15 protein-coding genes, 2 pseudogenes and 2 other annotated features are annotated in these 16487 nt (G+C 33.7%); of the genes and pseudogenes, 6 read left to right on the forward strand and 11 right to left on the reverse strand.

The features are described 5' to 3' along the window. Positions 1-49 precede the first annotated feature (49 nt). The 6 genes and pseudogenes from ABID96_RS16875 to tyrS all read right to left on the reverse strand — a co-directional run bounded on the left by ABID96_RS16875 (position 50) and on the right by tyrS (position 4656). Positions 50-628: a YdcF family protein gene (locus ABID96_RS16875; protein WP_377896957.1), complete on the reverse strand. Its 579-nt coding sequence runs from the start codon at positions 626-628 to the stop codon at positions 50-52. Positions 629-749: 121 nt separating this feature from the next. Next, complete coding sequence (locus ABID96_RS16880; RefSeq protein WP_088002766.1) at positions 750-884, reverse strand: hypothetical protein; 135 nt, start codon at positions 882-884, stop codon at positions 750-752. Between the two features lie 58 nt (positions 885-942). After that, positions 943-2322: a Na+/H+ antiporter NhaC gene (gene nhaC, locus ABID96_RS16885; protein ID WP_192603015.1), complete on the reverse strand. Its 1380-nt coding sequence runs from the start codon at positions 2320-2322 to the stop codon at positions 943-945. 29 nt (positions 2323-2351) lie between these two features. Further along, a pseudogene (locus tag ABID96_RS16890) lies at positions 2352-2660 on the reverse strand (GNAT family N-acetyltransferase); the annotation flags it as partial. 21 nt (positions 2661-2681) lie between these two features. Then, positions 2682-2813 carry a hypothetical protein gene (locus tag ABID96_RS16895; protein ID WP_377896958.1) on the reverse strand — a complete coding sequence of 44 codons (132 nt, stop codon included), beginning with the start codon at positions 2811-2813 and terminating at the stop codon, positions 2682-2684. Between the two features lie 338 nt (positions 2814-3151). After that, positions 3152-3404, reverse strand: a binding site (T-box leader). Between the two features lies 1 nt (position 3405). Beyond that, on the reverse strand, positions 3406-4656 hold the full coding sequence (gene tyrS / locus ABID96_RS16900) for a tyrosine--tRNA ligase (protein WP_192603181.1): 1251 nt from the start codon (positions 4654-4656) through the stop codon (positions 3406-3408). 79 nt (positions 4657-4735) lie between these two features. Beyond that, positions 4736-4971: a binding site (T-box leader), on the reverse strand. Positions 4972-5148: 177 nt separating this feature from the next. Here tyrS and ABID96_RS16905 point away from each other — a divergent pair. Then, positions 5149-5724 carry a LemA family protein gene (locus tag ABID96_RS16905; RefSeq protein ID WP_192603016.1) on the forward strand — a complete coding sequence of 192 codons (576 nt, stop codon included), beginning with the start codon at positions 5149-5151 and terminating at the stop codon, positions 5722-5724. Continuing rightward, positions 5721-6437: a TPM domain-containing protein gene (locus ABID96_RS16910; RefSeq protein WP_192603017.1), complete on the forward strand. Its 717-nt coding sequence runs from the start codon at positions 5721-5723 to the stop codon at positions 6435-6437. Before ABID96_RS16905 ends, ABID96_RS16910 begins: the two co-directional genes overlap by 4 nt. 62 nt (positions 6438-6499) lie before the next feature. On the opposite strand, the gene acsA is transcribed toward ABID96_RS16910, so the two are convergent. Further along, positions 6500-8218 (reverse strand): acetate--CoA ligase, encoded by a 1719-nt coding sequence (acsA, locus tag ABID96_RS16915; RefSeq protein WP_192603018.1) that lies wholly within the window; start codon positions 8216-8218, stop codon positions 6500-6502. A 181-nt stretch (positions 8219-8399) separates the two neighbouring features. On the opposite strand from acsA, the pseudogene ABID96_RS16920 reads away from it, so the two are divergent. From ABID96_RS16920 to ABID96_RS16930, 3 genes and pseudogenes are all read left to right on the forward strand, one after another. After that, positions 8400-9033 (forward strand): annotated as a pseudogene (locus ABID96_RS16920) (GNAT family N-acetyltransferase). Between the two features lie 35 nt (positions 9034-9068). Further along, positions 9069-9713 carry an acetoin utilization AcuB family protein gene (locus ABID96_RS16925; protein WP_192603020.1) on the forward strand — a complete coding sequence of 215 codons (645 nt, stop codon included), beginning with the start codon at positions 9069-9071 and terminating at the stop codon, positions 9711-9713. Continuing rightward, complete coding sequence (locus tag ABID96_RS16930) at positions 9710-10882, forward strand: acetoin utilization protein AcuC (protein ID WP_192603021.1); 1173 nt, start codon at positions 9710-9712, stop codon at positions 10880-10882. Before ABID96_RS16925 ends, ABID96_RS16930 begins: the two co-directional genes overlap by 4 nt. Before the next feature lie 50 nt (positions 10883-10932). Here ABID96_RS16930 and ccpA read toward each other — a convergent pair whose 3' ends face one another. Beyond that, the gene (ccpA, locus tag ABID96_RS16935) at positions 10933-11931 is read right to left on the reverse strand and encodes a catabolite control protein A (RefSeq protein WP_192603022.1); all 999 of its coding nucleotides are present in this window, start codon (positions 11929-11931) and stop codon (positions 10933-10935) included. 259 nt (positions 11932-12190) lie between these two features. Further along, complete coding sequence (locus ABID96_RS16940; RefSeq protein ID WP_192603023.1) at positions 12191-13261, reverse strand: bifunctional 3-deoxy-7-phosphoheptulonate synthase/chorismate mutase; 1071 nt, start codon at positions 13259-13261, stop codon at positions 12191-12193. Positions 13262-13477: 216 nt separating this feature from the next. On the opposite strand from ABID96_RS16940, the gene ABID96_RS16945 reads away from it, so the two are divergent. After that, a complete protein-coding gene (locus ABID96_RS16945) occupies positions 13478-13867 on the forward strand; it encodes a rhodanese-like domain-containing protein (protein WP_088002739.1) in 390 nt (129 codons plus the stop codon). Between the two features lie 66 nt (positions 13868-13933). Here the strand turns inward: ABID96_RS16945 and ABID96_RS16950 are convergent, their stop codons facing one another. Then, on the reverse strand, positions 13934-14980 hold the full coding sequence (locus ABID96_RS16950; RefSeq protein WP_192603024.1) for an aldose epimerase family protein: 1047 nt from the start codon (positions 14978-14980) through the stop codon (positions 13934-13936). A gap of 17 nt (positions 14981-14997) precedes the next feature. Beyond that, positions 14998-16485, reverse strand: coding sequence for a UDP-glucose--hexose-1-phosphate uridylyltransferase (gene galT, locus ABID96_RS16955; protein ID WP_192603025.1), 1488 nt, complete (start codon positions 16483-16485; stop codon positions 14998-15000). Positions 16486-16487 lie beyond the last annotated feature (2 nt).

Genomic DNA, 16487 nt, shown 5'->3' on the forward strand with positions numbered 1-16487 from the left:
ATTTATTTCATATACAAAAAATATAAATTAATGAAATCTATTAAATCAATTAAATATGATCATAATATAGAGCTTTTAAAATAGATAAACATTCTCTAATATATGCAGTAGGTAGAATAACGGTTGGTGTTTTTGCTGGTAATCCAACGATATGTAAGCCCTGTTTTTCAGCTAATTTGATTGATCTAAATAAATGATAGTCATTTGTAACAATAATTCCTTTTTCATTATCTTTAATATAGTTCTTAGAAAACTTCATATTTTCATATGTATTTGTAGAAGAATCCTCTTTTATAATTCTATTTTCTTCAATCCCTAGTTTGATTAATTCGATTTTCATACACTCTGCTTCTGAAATCAGTTCATCCTTACCTTGTCCACCTGAAACGATAATTTTTGTTTTCGGATTTTCTTTTGCATATTCAGCTGCGGTTTCAATTCTGTACTTCAGTGCTAATGTTGGTTTATTTTTCTTTAACCCCGCCCCTAAGACGATTATATAATCTGCATTTTTAGGCACTTTATGTTTATATTGCAAATAACTATTAACACCAATAAATAAAAAACAAAATACATACACAAAAATTCCAAATAGAACGAAGTAAGTCATCATTTTAATAAAGCCCATTTGAAGGTTTCCTCAATCTTTCATATTTTATTTTTAATTGTATCGAAAATTGAGTACCTTTTCATTAAAAAAAGCAAACAATTAAATGTTTCCCATAAAATTGTTTGCCTTCATTATTTATTTATCTTGGATATTTTTCATCCATTGGATCATGTTGATCTTTCGAAAGTCTTTTTTGATGAGCTTTCGTTTTTGCATCTACATGATTTGCATCACTCGGACGATTTTTCTTTGAACCACCTGCTGCATGACTCATTTCTTTCCCTCCATCTAACCAGTTAGTACAAAAACTAGTTTACGTAGAAAGAACTTGTTTATGCAATATTTCTTGAATCTTTCATTTCATTTTCACCATCTAAACTTTTCCCTATAATCGCTGCAATGATACTAAATAATGGTGTAATAAATAGGATAAAAGCAAATGGTAAATATTCTAATACCGGAACACCTAATGTCGCCGCAAAAAATGCACCACTTACACTCCAAGGAACAATTGGGTTGAATAATGTTCCGCCGTCTTCAAGTGCTCTTGATAAGTTTTTAAGCGGTATATTTCTTTTAATGAATACATCCTTTAATAATTGGCCTGGCAGTAAAATTGAAAGATATTGTTCTCCTGTTAACAAGTTCACACCGATTGCTGACAAAGTACTAGCAATAACGATATTACCTTTTCGTTTTAAATTAGTTAATGATTGAATGACTGTATCAAACACTCTAAGTTCTTGTAATAATCCACCTAAAGCTAGTGCAATAAAAATTAATGAAACAGACCACATCATAGACTGTAAGCCACCACGATTTACAATAGAGTTTAGCATTTCATTCCCTGTATCTAATTGAAAACCGCTTTGAAGTGTCGTAAATACTTGTTCTAATGACACTCCTTTTTGGATAATAAATGCTAAAATAATTGAACTGAAAATACCTGCAGACATTGTTGGTAATGTTGAAAATCCTTTAAATGACATGATAAATACAATGATACAAGGTATTAATAAAAGTGGATTAATTTCAAAGCTTGTAGCTATTGCTTTTTTCATTTCGTTTACTTGAGCCATATCAGAATGTCCATGGCCCATCCCAATAATTAAAAACAATATAATCGTTACGATTAAAGCTGGGATTGTTGTGAATGCCATATGACGAATGTGTTCATTTACTTTAATTCCTAATATACTAGGTACGAAATTTGTTGTATCTGAAATTGGTGACATTTTATCTCCAAAACATGCGCCACAAATAATTGCACCTGCTGCAATTGCTGGAGAGACACCCATTATATGTGCAATCCCCATTAATGCTACACCTACTGTTCCTATCGTAGTAAATGTACTTCCGGTAAAACTAGCTACGATAATCGTTATAAAAATTGCACTAATGGCAAACCATTTAGCCGAAAGAACTGAAATTCCGTAAAAAAGTAAGGTTGGAACTGTTCCACTTAACATCCAAGAACCAATTAATAGTCCGATCATCATTAAAATTAATGTAGGTGAAAGACCATTTTGTATTCCTTTTTTCATACCATTTTCAATTTGTTCCCATTTAATCCCTTTCGCAACTCCAAAAATAGCTAAACTTACTACACATAGTAATAATGGAATGTGTGGTTCTGTTTTCAATATAACTAGACAACTAGACATAATTAATGTGAATAATCCTATTATTGATATTAATTCAATGTTTTTCATGACGCGTATCTCCTCTTTAATTGTACTGTTTAAATTTCTATAAATACATGTTCTCTAAATTTTTTAAATCCTAATTTTTCATAAAAATTCTTTGCAATTCTGTTATCCGTCCAGTAATCCAATTCAATTCTATTCAATTGATGCTCACGAGCAAAACCTGCTATTTTATGAATGATAAAAGATCCGTATCCTCTATTTCGTTTACCTTCGACTATATTTATTTGGTGAACATACAAGGTACGGAAAGCTTTCTTAAATGGAGTCTCTTGAGAATTTTTTATTTCAATCCATGCGTACCCGACAAAATCCTCCTCATCTTTTATTAATAAAAATAGATGATTTGGCTTATTTACTACTTCTTAAAAAAACTCAGTTACTTCCTTTATATTGTGAATTTTAAATTGCTCTGGAAAGAGTTCAGCATGTAAATTCTGTACACTCTCATTCAATTTTGCCAATATTCCGTAATCTTTAGTTAGAATCATTTCCATAAATTAACCCCCTTTTTAAAAAATGGTCCTGTTAAAAAACGAATGTTGATTTCCATTCCAGGTACTTCGCTTTCCATGGGGCGTGACGACTTGAGCCTCGGGTCAACGATGTGGATCATGCATGCGTTACGACAGGACGTCGTGGTTTTAGCATGCCTACCTTGCTTGGCCTCCGGGGTCTCAAGTTTCCCACATCTCCCATAGGAGTCTTCGCACCTTCCATTTCAATTACTCTCGAACCGGCTATTCTCTTTTAGTACTCTTAATATCTTTAGTTAAAATCAACAATTAATATTAACAGAACCTAAAAAATAAAAAATCGAGGTTATCCCTATAATAATAGGGACGACCTCGATCGCGTTACCACCCTAGTTATAAAGAAAATTCACTTTAAATCAAATTAAAAGTTTTTTCTTTATCACTCGATATCTGTAACGTAGACTTACGTTCTTCCCTTCATTAGAATCTCTAACTACGAAAAGAAAACTCCCGAAATGTAATTCGCTGATTGTTTAGACGAGTTCACACCAACCACTCGCTCTCTGTATCTAGTGACAATCATACTACTGCTTTTTCGTTCACTGTTTATTCATTATGATAATGTAATTAAGTGGTATTTCTTTTTACCACGACGGATTATTATAAATTGCTCTTCAATTGCATCAAGCTTAGATAAAACTTTTGCAACATCTTGTATACGATCGCCATTTACGTACACTGCACCGTTTTGAACATCTTCGCGTGCTTGTCGTTTAGATGGTGAAATTTTAGCAGCTACTAATAAATCAACTAATCCCATTTCTGCTTCATTAAATGCAAATGATGGAACATCTTTAAAACCTTGTTTGATTTCTTCAGCTGTTAATTCTTTTACAGACCCACTAAATAATGCTTCCGTAATTTTAATTGCTTGATCAAGTGCTTTTTCACCATGAACTAATTTCGTCACTTCAGCAGCTAATGCTTTTTGAGCTACACGTTGCTCCGGTGCTTCATTAAATTGTTTTTCTAACTCTAAAATTTCTTCTTGCGATAAGAAAGTAAAGTATTTTAGGTATTTAACAACATCTCGATCGTCAGTGTTAATCCAGAATTGGTAAAATTCATATGGAGTCGTTTTTTCTGGATCTAACCACACAGCTCCACCTTCTGTTTTACCGAATTTTGAACCATCAGCTTTCGTTACTAAAGGTACAGTTAAACCAAATGCTTTTGAATCTTCTTCAGTTTTTCGAATTAATTCCATACCTGCAGTAATATTACCCCATTGATCACTTCCACCAATTTGAAGTTTACAATTATGGTCTTGGTATAATTTTAGGAAGTCATATGATTGTAAAATCATGTAGCTAAATTCAGTAAATGAAATACCTGCATCTAAACGTGATGCTACTGAATCTTTAGCAAGCATGTAATTTAATCCAAAGTTTTTCCCTATATCTCGTAAGAATGTAATAACGTCTAGATCGCCAGTCCAATCAAAGTTATTTACAACTTTAGCAGCATTTTCACCTTCAAAGCTTAAGAAAGGTAAAAGTTGTGTACGAATTCGTTCACTGTACATTTGAACTGTTTCTGTTGTATTTAATGTACGTTCTGCTTTTTTACCACTTGGATCACCAATCATACCAGTTGCTCCACCAACAACACCTATCGGTTTATGACCAGCAACTTGGAATCTTTTAAGCATTAAAACAGGTAATAAATGACCGATGTGTAAGCTATCGCCTGTCGGGTCAAAACCACAATATAAAGAAACCGATTCTTCATTAAGTAATTTTTGTAATCCTTCTTCGTCAGTCATTTGATTAATTAATCCACGAAATTCTAAATCTTGTAAAATCGTTGTCACCTTTAATCAATCCTCTCTATCCTTAAATCGTCATTTTTCAAACCAAAATAAAAAGTCCCTACTGTTAAACAGTAGGGACGAATAATTTAAATCGCGGTACCACCCTAGTTGTAGCCAAATAAATCAGACTACCTCTCATACAATTAACGGCTGTTAACCGTTCTAATCCTAGTTTGTTATGTATAACAAATGTCGAAAAAGAATGCTCCAGGGTGTAATTCATGTCAATGTTTGTGCTAATTCTCACCAACCATTAGCTCTCTGAGACAATTCCATTCACACTACTAAACCTTTCAACGCTCACTATTAAAATGTTATGAAACATTTATAACACATATAATTCTAGTAAGTCAAATAGAGAATTAAAATTAAATTAATTTTATTTAAAAAATTACTCATACATTGAATAAAATACCTACTGTTGATGTAATATGATTTAATATCGTTACAATAATACATATTTTAGAAATGGAGTGTTTAAAATTGAGAAATAAAGGTGTATGGATTGCTCTCATTATTGTAGTAGTTCTTATCTTTATGGGGGTTGGAAGTTATAATGGATTTGTCACTCAAGAAGAAAACGTGACAAATAAAATGTCACAAGTTGATAACCAGTTAAAACGTCGATCAGATTTAATACCAAATTTAGTTAATACAGTAAAAGGATATGCACAACAAGAGAAAGATGTGATTGCATCAGTAACTGAAGCAAGAGCTAAACTAGCTGGGGCTCAATCGACAGCTGATAAAAGCAAAGCGGATCAAGAATTATCTGGTGCATTAAGCCGCCTATTAGTAGTAGTTGAAAACTATCCAGAATTAAAATCAAATGAAAACTTTAGAGCATTAATGGACAGCCTAGAAGGCACAGAGAACCGCTTAGCTATTGCACGTAAAGATTATAATGATGCAGTTACTGTATATAACAAAAAAATCAAAAAATTCCCTGGCGTTTTATTAGCAGGAGCTTTTGGTTTTGATAAAAAAGAATATTTCGAAGTAACTGATACCGATAAAGCTACACCTGAAGTTGATTTTAGTGGCGATGGTAATAAATGAGAAAACTTTTCTCATCTATTGTTCTAATTGGATTTCTACTTTCATTTAGTTCAATTGCAAAAGCTGAAATAAATGTACCTTCACCAGTTGGAGACATATATGTTCAGGATTATGCTAATGTACTAGATCGTCAAGATACAAAAACTCTTATTCAATTAGGAAAAAAATTAGAAGATACAACTTCTGCGCAATTAGCAGTTTTAACAATTCCTAGTTTAGAAGGAAATGATATAAAAGAGTATGCTAATACTGCTTTTCGTAAATATAGACTAGGTAATAAAGAAAAGAATAATGGTGTCCTTTTGCTATACGCAAAGGACGATCGAGAAATACGAATTGAAGTTGGGTATGGATTAGAAGGTGTTGTAACTGATATCCGTTCAGGTCATATTTTAGATCAAAATGCAGTTCCTTATTTGAAAAACGATGAAGAATCACTTGCTTTAACAAATACTTATAAATCGCTTTATAACGTAATATTAAACGGGTCTGAAAAAAACGGCCATTCGAAAACGAGCTCTCTTTGGGAGAATGTAAAGATCATCTTAATTATTGCCCTTGTTATCGTTGTTATTGTTGTTGATATGTTGTTTTTTAATGGTGTACTCACCTATTTCATCTTGAATTTATTACCAGCTTTGTTAAATTCTTCTGGTTCCAGAGGTGGAGGCGGTGGAAGTTCAGGTGGAGGTGGATCAGATCGAAAATTTTAAAAAATAAAATAATGTAAACAAAAACCATTGGATTATTTTCCAATGGTTTTTATCTTTAATGATTAGTCCTCCATCGTTGATAAGTCACCTGTAGGTAGGTTTAATTCCCATGCTTTTAACACCCTACGCATGATTTTACCGCTACGTGTTTTTGGTAGTTTATCTCGGAATTCAATTTGTCTTGGTGCAGCATGTGCAGCTAAGCCAACTTTGACAAAGTTTCGGATTTCTTCTTTCAACTCATCAGTTGCCACGTAACCATCACGAAGCGCAACAAAGGCTTTTATAATTTCTCCACGAACTGGATCTGGGATACCAATAACGCCAGCTTCAGCAATAGCTGGATGTTCAACAAGTTTACTTTCAACTTCAAATGGTCCTACACGCTCACCTGACGTCATGATCACATCATCAACACGACCTTGGAACCAGAAATATCCATCCTCATCCATGTAAGCCGAATCACCTGATACATACCATTCATCATTTAAAAAATAAGATTGAAATTTTGCCTCATTATTCCAAATCGTATGCATCATTGATGGCCAACCTTTTTTAATCGCTAGATTCCCCATCGTATATGGTGCAACCTCTTTACCGTTATTATCCACGATTGCTGCCACAACTCCTGGTAATGGTTTTCCCATTGAGCCTGGTCGAATAGGCATACATGGGTAATTACAAATTAACTGGGCACCTGTTTCTGTCATCCACCATGTATCATGAATACGTAAATCGAACACCTTTGCCCCCCAACGAACTACCTCAGGGTTTAATGGTTCTCCTACACTTAATATATGACGTAGTGAACTTAAATTGTATTTTTTAAGAACATCCTCACCTGCACCCATTAACATACGGAACGCAGTCGGAGCACTATACCAAATTGTGACACCAAAGTTTTGAATCGTTTCATACCAAGTATCAGGGCTAAATCTACCACCCAATACTACATTTGATGCACCATTTAACCATGGGCCGAAAATTCCATAAGATGTTCCAGTTACCCAACCTGGATCAGCTGTACACCAATAAATATCATCTTCTTTAATATCTAATACCCATTTACCAGTTTGATAATGCTGAATCATCGCTTGTTGAACATGAAGTACGCCCTTTGGCTTTCCAGTTGAGCCAGAAGTATAGTGTAAAATTAAACCGTCATCACGGTTTAACCATGTAATATCAAAGTCAGCATTTGCTTCCTTAAAACGAGTTGTGAAATCAACAAATTTACCGCCTTCGTTAACATCATTTCCTACAAGAAATATCGTTTTCAATGAAGGCAAATCGTTAATTGGTACACGAGATAATAAAGCTGGCGTTGTAATAATAACTTTTGCTTCACTGTCTTCTAAACGATCCTTTACAGCACCTTCCATGAAAGCTTCAAATAAAGGCCCTACTATTGCACCTAATTTCAATGCACCAAGTAATGCAAAATATAATTCTGGCTGACGCGGCATGAAAATAAATACGCGGTCACCCTTCTCAATATCACCATATTGTTTCAACACATTTGCAGCTTTATCAGAATTGGTTTTCATTTCTCCAAATGTATATTTTTCATTACGCTCGTCGTCTTTATAATACAAAGCAATCTTATCTTTGCGGTGGGAATTTGCATGACGATCAATCGCCTCATATGCTACATTAAACTTTTGTGTAGTATTAAAAGAGAACTCTTTTTCTACTTCTTTCCAATCAAAGTTTTGATAACTCTCTTCATAATTCGTTAAATTAAATTGACCATTTTTCACAGGAAGCGCTTCCACTTTCATTAAAATCCCTCCTCGATTATGTATATAAGTATTATACCTCTAGTAAACTTAATTTTCAGTATTTTTACTATATTATCTACTTTTAAATAATTAGACACATTATGATGTTTTTCCTGTATCTATTACTGCATAAATTTTAGTATGATAAGAAAAAAGGTGTTTTCCTAGGGAGTGAGTTTAATTGGATCACCCAAAAAAGTATTTTTCAAAGAAAATTCTTACAAATAAAGGTGAGTTAATCATAGAAGGCCCGGTTGAATCTGCGTTACTTGAAACATATGAGTTTCTATGAGAATTTAACATCATTTAGGCCACCAAAGCATCAACATAAAGCGGTTGTAGAAATTGCCAGTTTACCAGAAGCAAGAATTATTATCGCAAGGTGTGAAAATACAATCGTAGGATATGTAACATATTTATATCCTGATCCACTTGAAAGATGGTCACAAACAACTTTAGAAAATTTAATAGAACTTGGCGCAATTGAGGTAATCCCCGAATTTAGAGGGTTTTCAGTAGCCAAAAATATGTTAATGATTTCAATGATGGATGATGCAATGGAAGATTATATCATTATTACAACAGAATATTACTGGCATTGGGACTTAAAAGGAACCGGCCTTAGTGTTTGGGATTATCGTAAAATGATGGAAAAGATGATGAATGCAGGAGGACTTATTCAATTTGCAACTGATGACCCCGAGATTTGCTCTCACCCTGCAAACTGTTTAATGGTTAGAATTGGAAAACGAGTTACAACTGAGGACATCCAAGCTTTTGACGCTCTACGTTTCTTACAAAGATATATGTACTAACTGACTTCTAATCTCGAAAGGTAGGATTCTATAACATGCTTATTCAAGATATTATGCGCAGTTCAAACGTTACTTTAAAAAAAGAAAATACAATTGGTGAAGCTATTACAATTTTCCGAAAAGGTGAAGTCCGTCATATTCCTATTATTAATGATGATTCAGAAGTAATCGGAATCATTTCTGATCGAGACGTTCGTGATGCTCTTCCATCTACACTGTTTCCCCAAGAAATTTCAAATGTTTTTCAAGTATCAGTAGAAAAAATAATGACAACAAACGTCATTACTTGTAGTCAAATGGACTTCGTTGAGGAAGTGGCAACCAATTTTTATCAATATAAAATTGGTTGTTTACCAGTCGTTTATAGTGGCAAATTAGTTGGTCTTGTAACTGAAATTGACGTTCTTCATACACTGGTCACATTAACTGGAGCATATCAACCAAGTTCACAAATTGAACTTTTAGTTCGTGATCAACCAGGTATTTTAAGTGAAGTCGTAACTGTATTTGCTAAAGAAAATATAAATATAGTTAGCGTTTTAGTTTATCCTGCAAAAGATCCTTTGCATAAAGTGCTCGTTTTTAGGATTCAGACAATGAATCCCTTATCGATGATTACAAAACTAAAAACTGAAGGATATACGATTCTTTGGCCAAATGAAGCGAGTGAATCGATATGAAAAAGGATGCTTATTTAATTTACAGTGAAGACTATCATTCATATCAATTTAACGAAAATCATCCATTTAACCCGATTCGCTCACAGCTTGTTTATGAATTGTTAAGAGAGACTCAGTTAATAAATGACACTGATGTACTTTTACCGAGAATCGCAACGGATGAAGAGCTTTTATTATTCCATGATAGCCACTATATAGAGCAAGTAAAAAAAGCTAGTCAGGAAACAATTAACGAAAAAATTGCTGAGCAATTCGGTTTAGGAACTGAAGACACACCTATCTTTAAAAATATGCATGAAGCAAGCTCGCTAATTGTTGGCGGAACATTAACCGCTGTTGATGCTGTATTAGAAGGGAAAGCAAATCACGCTTTTAATTTAGGAGGCGGTTTGCATCATGGGTTTAAACGGAAAGCATCAGGATTTTGTGTATATAATGATTGTGCAATTGCTATTAAATATATCCAGAAAAAATATGGAATGAAGGTATTATATGTAGATACGGATGCACATCATGGTGATGGCGTTCAATGGGCATTTTACGATGATCCTACTGTTTGTACATTATCAATTCATGAAACAGGGCGATACTTATTTCCCGGCACTGGTGGGGTTAATGAAAGAGGACAAGGTAAAGGATTTGGCTATTCTTTTAATGTTCCAATTGATGCGTTTACTGAAGATGATTCTTTTCTAGTAAACTATAAAAAAGCACTTTCTGAAATTGCAGAATATTTCAAACCCGATATTATTTTTACACAAAATGGTTCAGATTCACATTGTTATGACCCATTAACTCATCTATGTACAACAATGAAAACTTTTCAAGAAATCCCTAAAATCGCACATGAAATCGCTCATAAATATTGTGAGGGAAGATGGATCGCAGTTGCTGGTGGTGGGTATGATTACTGGAGAGTTGTGCCGAGAGCTTGGGCCAATGTATGGTTAGCTATGACCAATCAACAACCTTCTTCAGAACAAATACCAAATTCTTGGCTTGAAAAATGGCAAAAAGAAGCTAATGTTACATTACCTAAAACTTGGACAGATGACCCATCTATTGTAAGAAACATTCCAAGAAAAAAAGAAATAGAGGAATACAATGCTCAAATACTTTACCGTGCACTCGATCCACTTTACATACAACAAAAGAAGCCATTTATATAAAAATGTAAAAAAAGAAGCTATTGAACATTACTGTTCATAGCTTCCATTTTTTATTTTGTCGATTGGCGAATTTGAAGATGATGCGGAAGAATAACATTTGAATCTTCCACTGTTTCTTTATTCATATATTTAGTTAATAGACGCATGGCAACAGCACCAATATCATACATCGGTTGTACTACCGTCGTTAACTTTGGACGTACCATTAATGCAAGTCTTGTATTATCGAATCCAATTACCTCTAAATTATTCGGTATTAACAGACCATGATCCTGAGCACTATGGATCACGCCAATTGCCATTTCATCAGAAGCTACGAAAATCGCGCTTGGTATTATGTTTCGCTCATGAAACGTTTCAAATGCCTCACTACCGGATTCATAACTATGATCACCATATGTTAGTAAATTTTCGTCGAATTCAATACCATTCTCTTCTAATGCTCTTAAATATCCGTTCAATTTACTTAAACTAATGATGTTATTTTCGATTGGTCCATTTACAAAAGCAACTGATTTGTGACCTTTCTTAATTAAATAGTCAACTGCATCAAAAGCTGCTTGCTCATAGTTAATATTAACTGAAGGGATTGTTTTTGCCTCATCATAAGTTGTTGCTAAAACAATTGGCACACCGGCTTTTTCGTATTCTTCTTTATGTACATCACTAACCGTGCCACCAATAAATAAAATTCCGTCAACTTGTTTAGCTAACATATTATTGATTAACGTAATCTCTTTTTCAATATTTTCATCAGAGTTACTTAAAATGATATTGTATTTATACATAGTAGCGATATCTTCAATACCACGTGCAAGTTCTGCATAAAAACTATTCGAAATATCAGGTATAATAACCCCTACAGTTGTAGTTTTCTTACTAGCTAATCCTCTTGCTACCGCATTCGGTCTATATCCTAAACGACTAATTGCTTCATTTACTTTTTTTCTAGTAGTAGGCTTAACATTTGGATTGCCATTTACTACGCGAGAAACAGTAGCCATGGAAACGTTTGCCTCTCGTGCGACATCGTAAATTGTAACCGTCATTTTTATCACTCCTCTATTCATTTCTATCTATTATGTAGTTTGTTTGTATTTCAGTAAAATAGTCATAAATTGTCATATTCCACAAAAATAGTACCTTCAGTATATCTTATAGTGAATTGTATATTCATTCAATAGAACGATTAGAAAAAATGTAAAATATTTGCAGATTTTTAATATATAGTGCTAATTTAAATCAAATTGTCACAAATTATTCAAAAAAGCACTTCAGGAGTGACTCCTAACAGTGCTTTTCTGAAAATTATCTATTCATGAATGAATTTAATTCTGACATAAATTGCTCATATTGCTCAAAATTCATTTGCTGTGTTGAATCACTTAATGCTGTCGCAGGATCTGGATGAACTTCTGCCATAATTCCATCTGCCCCAATCGCCAAACCTGCTTTTGCTGCCGGAATTAATAAATCTCTTCTTCCTGTCGAATGGGTTACATCAACTAATACTGGTAAATGAGTCTCTTGTTTTAATATAGGAACAGCTGTGATATCTAATGTATTTCGCGTAGCTTTTTCATATGTTCGAATACCACGTTCACATAAAATGATTTCGTGATTTCCTTTAGACATGATGTACTCTGCAGCATATATAAACTCTTCAATAGTAGCTGCTAAACCTCGTTTTAATAAGATTGGTTTATTCACTGAACCTGCAGCCTTCAGCAATTCAAAGTTTTGCATATTTCTTGCACCAATTTGAATGATATCTACGTAGTCTAGAGCCATTTCAATATGCTCTGGACTGACGATTTCACTAATAATAGCTAGTCCATGATTTTGACCGACTTCTTTTAGTATTTTTAAGCCCTCTTCTCCAAGCCCTTGAAAATCATAAGGTGAAGTTCGTGGTTTAAATGCTCCGCCACGCATAATCTTGACACCTTTTTCTTTTAATACCTTCGCAACTGAATCTACTTGTTCATAGCTTTCTACTGCACATGGTCCAGCAATAATAATTGGACTTCCATCGCCTATTTTTACGCCATTTACCTCAACAATCGTATTTTCAGATTTTCTTTTTCTAGATACTAATAAAACTTTTTTATCGTCTTCTTCTTGAAGCTCTAAACTACATTTAAAGATTTCCTTGAAAATATGTTGCAGTGTTGATGTGCTATATGGTCCTTCATTTTGATCAGCAATATAATCAAGCATTTTTCGTTCTCTAACGGGATCAAATCGTTTTACACCTTTATCAATTTTTGCAATACCGATTTTCTTGACGATTTCTCCTCTTTTATTCAGTAATTCAAGCATTTGATGGTTAATCTCATCAATTTCGCTTCTTAGTTGGTCTAAATCATTGTTGTTCAACTTAAGTCCTCCTTGCAAATAACCTAATATATCTCATTTGTTATTATGACACTTTCTAGAAAGCTAATCAAAATAACTGCATGAGATGAGAAAAATGTTGATTAAATCATTTTTGAATCAATCGATTATTTGAAAGTTCTACCATTTTAGGTGTAATGTATATATGAAGTTTCCAATTTAAGGAATTTCCAACAATACTTTACTGGAGGTAATAAAATGGCTATTACATTTAAACAAATGGTTGCAGAAGCTCGTGAAAATGTTCCTGGTATTAGTTCTGCTGAAGCTCGTGAAAAGATTAATGCAAATCCTGATACTTTTGTTATTGACGTTCAAGATGCGAAAGACGCTGGCGCATGTGGGTTAATTCCAAGCAGTGTAAACATATCACTTGGTATGCTAGCAATTCGTGCTGACCTTGAGTTACCTGAACATCTACGTGAACCAAGATTAGCTGATAGAAATCGTCCCGTACTAGTTACATGTGGTGCAGGTGGACAGGCTTCACTAGGTGCTTATTTACTTAAAAAAATGGGCTTTACTGATGTAGCTTATATCGACGGCGGTACTGCAGCATGGAAAGCAGCTGGATTCGACGTAGAATAAAGTCATTCACCATACAACTTTATCCATATATATAATAAAAAACGTGCTTATAAGCACGTTTTTTATTTATATAACTGAAAAGGAAAGCTTGGTAGTTGCACGATATATTTCGTCCTTTTCGATAATATTTGATGGGAAATTTGAGTGATGAATAGAATCTGGGAAACCTTGAGTTTCAAGGCATAATCCTATATATTTTCTAGACTTAACGCCACGAATTGAATAATCCTCTGAGAGTTGAGTCCCTGTGTATAACACTACGGCCGGTTGATCAGTTTCGATCATTAGTTTTCGCCCACTTGAAGCATCGCAAAGAATCACTTGATTTTTCTCAGATTTGTCTAAAATAAATGGATGGTCATACCCATTACCTGCTAATATATTTTGCGGATGAGTTGATGATACCCCATCTTTAATCTTTCTACCCGATCTAAAGTCAAAAGGTGTGTTTTCTACTGATAAAGTTTCCCCAGTTGGAATTAACTCATGATTTAGTTCTAGAAACCTTGTACTTTTTATCTTTAAGGAATGATCTAATATATCAGTTTTTAAATTGCCCGATAAATTAAAATAAGTATGATTTGTTATATTCAATAGCGTCTTTTGATCTGAGTGTCCTTCATAAGACAAGATGAGTTCATTCTTATTATTTAGTGTATAAATTACGCTCATATTTACATTCCCCGGAAAGCCCTCTTCTCCATCTGGACTTAAGTAAGTAAACTGTAAACTAATGGAATCTTTACCTTCTTTTATTTCTGTTGCCCAATTTACTTTATCAAAACCACGAACCCCACCATGAAGATGGTTGTTAAGGTTATTTTGGGCAATATGGTAAACTTGATCATTTAACTCGAATTCACCATTTTTTATTCTTCCTGCAAATCGACCAATGACCGCTCCAAAATAAGGTGAGTAATCGGTGTATTCTTCAATTGAATCAAAACCAAGAACGATATTCTCGATGTTTCCTTTTTTATCAGGGGCCAAAATCTTCGTAATGATACACCCATAGTCAAGAGTAGTTACTTCCATACCCTGGTCATTCGTAATTGTAAAAGCTGTTACAATTTTTCCATCTATCATTCCGAATTGTTTATGAGACACTAACATGATCTATCTCCAATCTACTATAATAATGAAGTAAAGCGTCTAAATGCTTCTCGACCAAAAGCAGTTCTTTTATAAACACCCGCATCTTCTAGTACTTTCAGAAATTTTTTAGCAAGCTCATTTTTAATAATATCATTCACTGAATCAGATGTTAGCTCTGATTTATATTGCAGTTTTATTTCCTCTGCCCATGATAAATGATATGTTTCAATTTCATTTACTTCTTCAAGTAGAAATTTCTTCACTTCAGTAAGCTCTTTATCTAGGCGAGCTGGAAGCACCGCTAGACCCATTACTTCGATCAAACCAATATTCTCTTTCTTAATATGATGTACATCTTCATGAGGATGAAAAATCCCCATCGGATATTCAATTGTCGTGCGATTATTTCGTAATACAAGATCCATTTCATACTCACCATTTTTCATACGAGCAATAGGGGTTATTGTATTATGTCTTGTATCTTCTGTATAAGCTTTGATATCAACTGATTCATCACTATAATTCATCCACGTTTCTAAAATATAATTTGACGCATGGATTAGCTCGTCTTTGTTGTTTCCTCTTAGTCTAATAACGGACATCGGCCATTTAATAATTGATGCTTTCATCAATGGATATTTGCTCATTTTAAAAACATATTCATCCTCTGCTTTAGCCATTGCAAAATCATAATTTCCTCCCTGATAGTGATCGTGAGAAAGTATAGATCCTCCAACGATTGGTAAGTCTGCATTAGAACCAATAAAATAATGTGGAAATTTTTCTACAAAATCTAGTAATCTAGCAAATGTTGTCTGATCAATTTTCATATCACAATGTATTTTCGATAATAAGATACAATGTTCATTGTAATATACGTAAGGAGAATATTGAAAAAGCCAATCCTCTTTTGCCAATACAATTCGTACCATACGATGATTGGAACGTGCTGGATGTCCAACCCTTCCCATATACCCTTCATTTTCTAAACATAAAAGGCATGTTGGATAATTAGATGTTGCGCTCATTCTTCGTTCTAACTCAATTTGTTTGGGATCCTTTTCCGGTTTCGATAGGTTTATGGTAATATCGAGATTCCCATAGAAAGTAGGTGCTTGATAATTAATATTTTTAGAGATTCTATTTACTTGTATATAGTTACTATTTTGGCTTAATTGATAAAAATAATCTGTTGCTGTTTTCGGGTTATGATTATATTTTTGATAAAATGTCTTATTTACATCAGAAGGACGAGGTATAAATACATTCATGATTTTACTAGAAAAAATTTCTTTTTCATCAAACAGGTCATTTATAATACCTTTTCGAGTTGCATAATCAATGATTTTGTCCAAAATATCGGCGAGATTATTCTTTGAGTTAGAGGACATACTTTCTGGATATGAATCCAAGGATAAAAGGGATAAAATTTGATTTCGACAGTACATTTCATCCTCAGGCTGAATTAGTTCATTTGTAATCGCTAGATGCAGCAGCCCTTGTATTGAAGAATATATTTCCATTT

Origin of the sequence: Gottfriedia sp. OAE603, assembly GCF_040543965.1 — a bacterium.
Classification (GTDB): domain Bacteria; phylum Bacillota; class Bacilli; order Bacillales; family Bacillaceae_G; genus Gottfriedia; species Gottfriedia solisilvae.

Bases quoted from the DNA above. Each gene is read 5' to 3' on its own strand.
- ABID96_RS16875 (WP_377896957.1), bottom strand. From the start codon at position 628: ATGGGCTTTATTAAAATGATGACTTACTTCGTTCTATTTGGAATTTTT.
- ABID96_RS16880 (WP_088002766.1), bottom strand. From the start codon at position 884: ATGAGTCATGCAGCAGGTGGTTCAAAGAAAAATCGTCCGAGTGATGCA.
- nhaC (WP_192603015.1), bottom strand. From the start codon at position 2,322: ATGAAAAACATTGAATTAATATCAATAATAGGATTATTCACATTAATT.
- ABID96_RS16895 (WP_377896958.1), bottom strand. From the start codon at position 2,813: ATGGAAATGATTCTAACTAAAGATTACGGAATATTGGCAAAATTGAAT.
- ABID96_RS16910 (WP_192603017.1), top strand. From the start codon at position 5,721: ATGAGAAAACTTTTCTCATCTATTGTTCTAATTGGATTTCTACTTTCA.
- acsA (WP_192603018.1), bottom strand. From the start codon at position 8,218: ATGAAAGTGGAAGCGCTTCCTGTGAAAAATGGTCAATTTAATTTAACG.
- ABID96_RS16925 (WP_192603020.1), top strand. From the start codon at position 9,069: ATGCTTATTCAAGATATTATGCGCAGTTCAAACGTTACTTTAAAAAAA.
- ABID96_RS16930 (WP_192603021.1), top strand. From the start codon at position 9,710: ATGAAAAAGGATGCTTATTTAATTTACAGTGAAGACTATCATTCATAT.
- ccpA (WP_192603022.1), bottom strand. From the start codon at position 11,931: ATGACGGTTACAATTTACGATGTCGCACGAGAGGCAAACGTTTCCATG.
- ABID96_RS16945 (WP_088002739.1), top strand. From the start codon at position 13,478: ATGGCTATTACATTTAAACAAATGGTTGCAGAAGCTCGTGAAAATGTT.
- ABID96_RS16950 (WP_192603024.1), bottom strand. From the start codon at position 14,980: ATGTTAGTGTCTCATAAACAATTCGGAATGATAGATGGAAAAATTGTA.
- galT (WP_192603025.1), bottom strand. From the start codon at position 16,485: ATGGAAATATATTCTTCAATACAAGGGCTGCTGCATCTAGCGATTACA.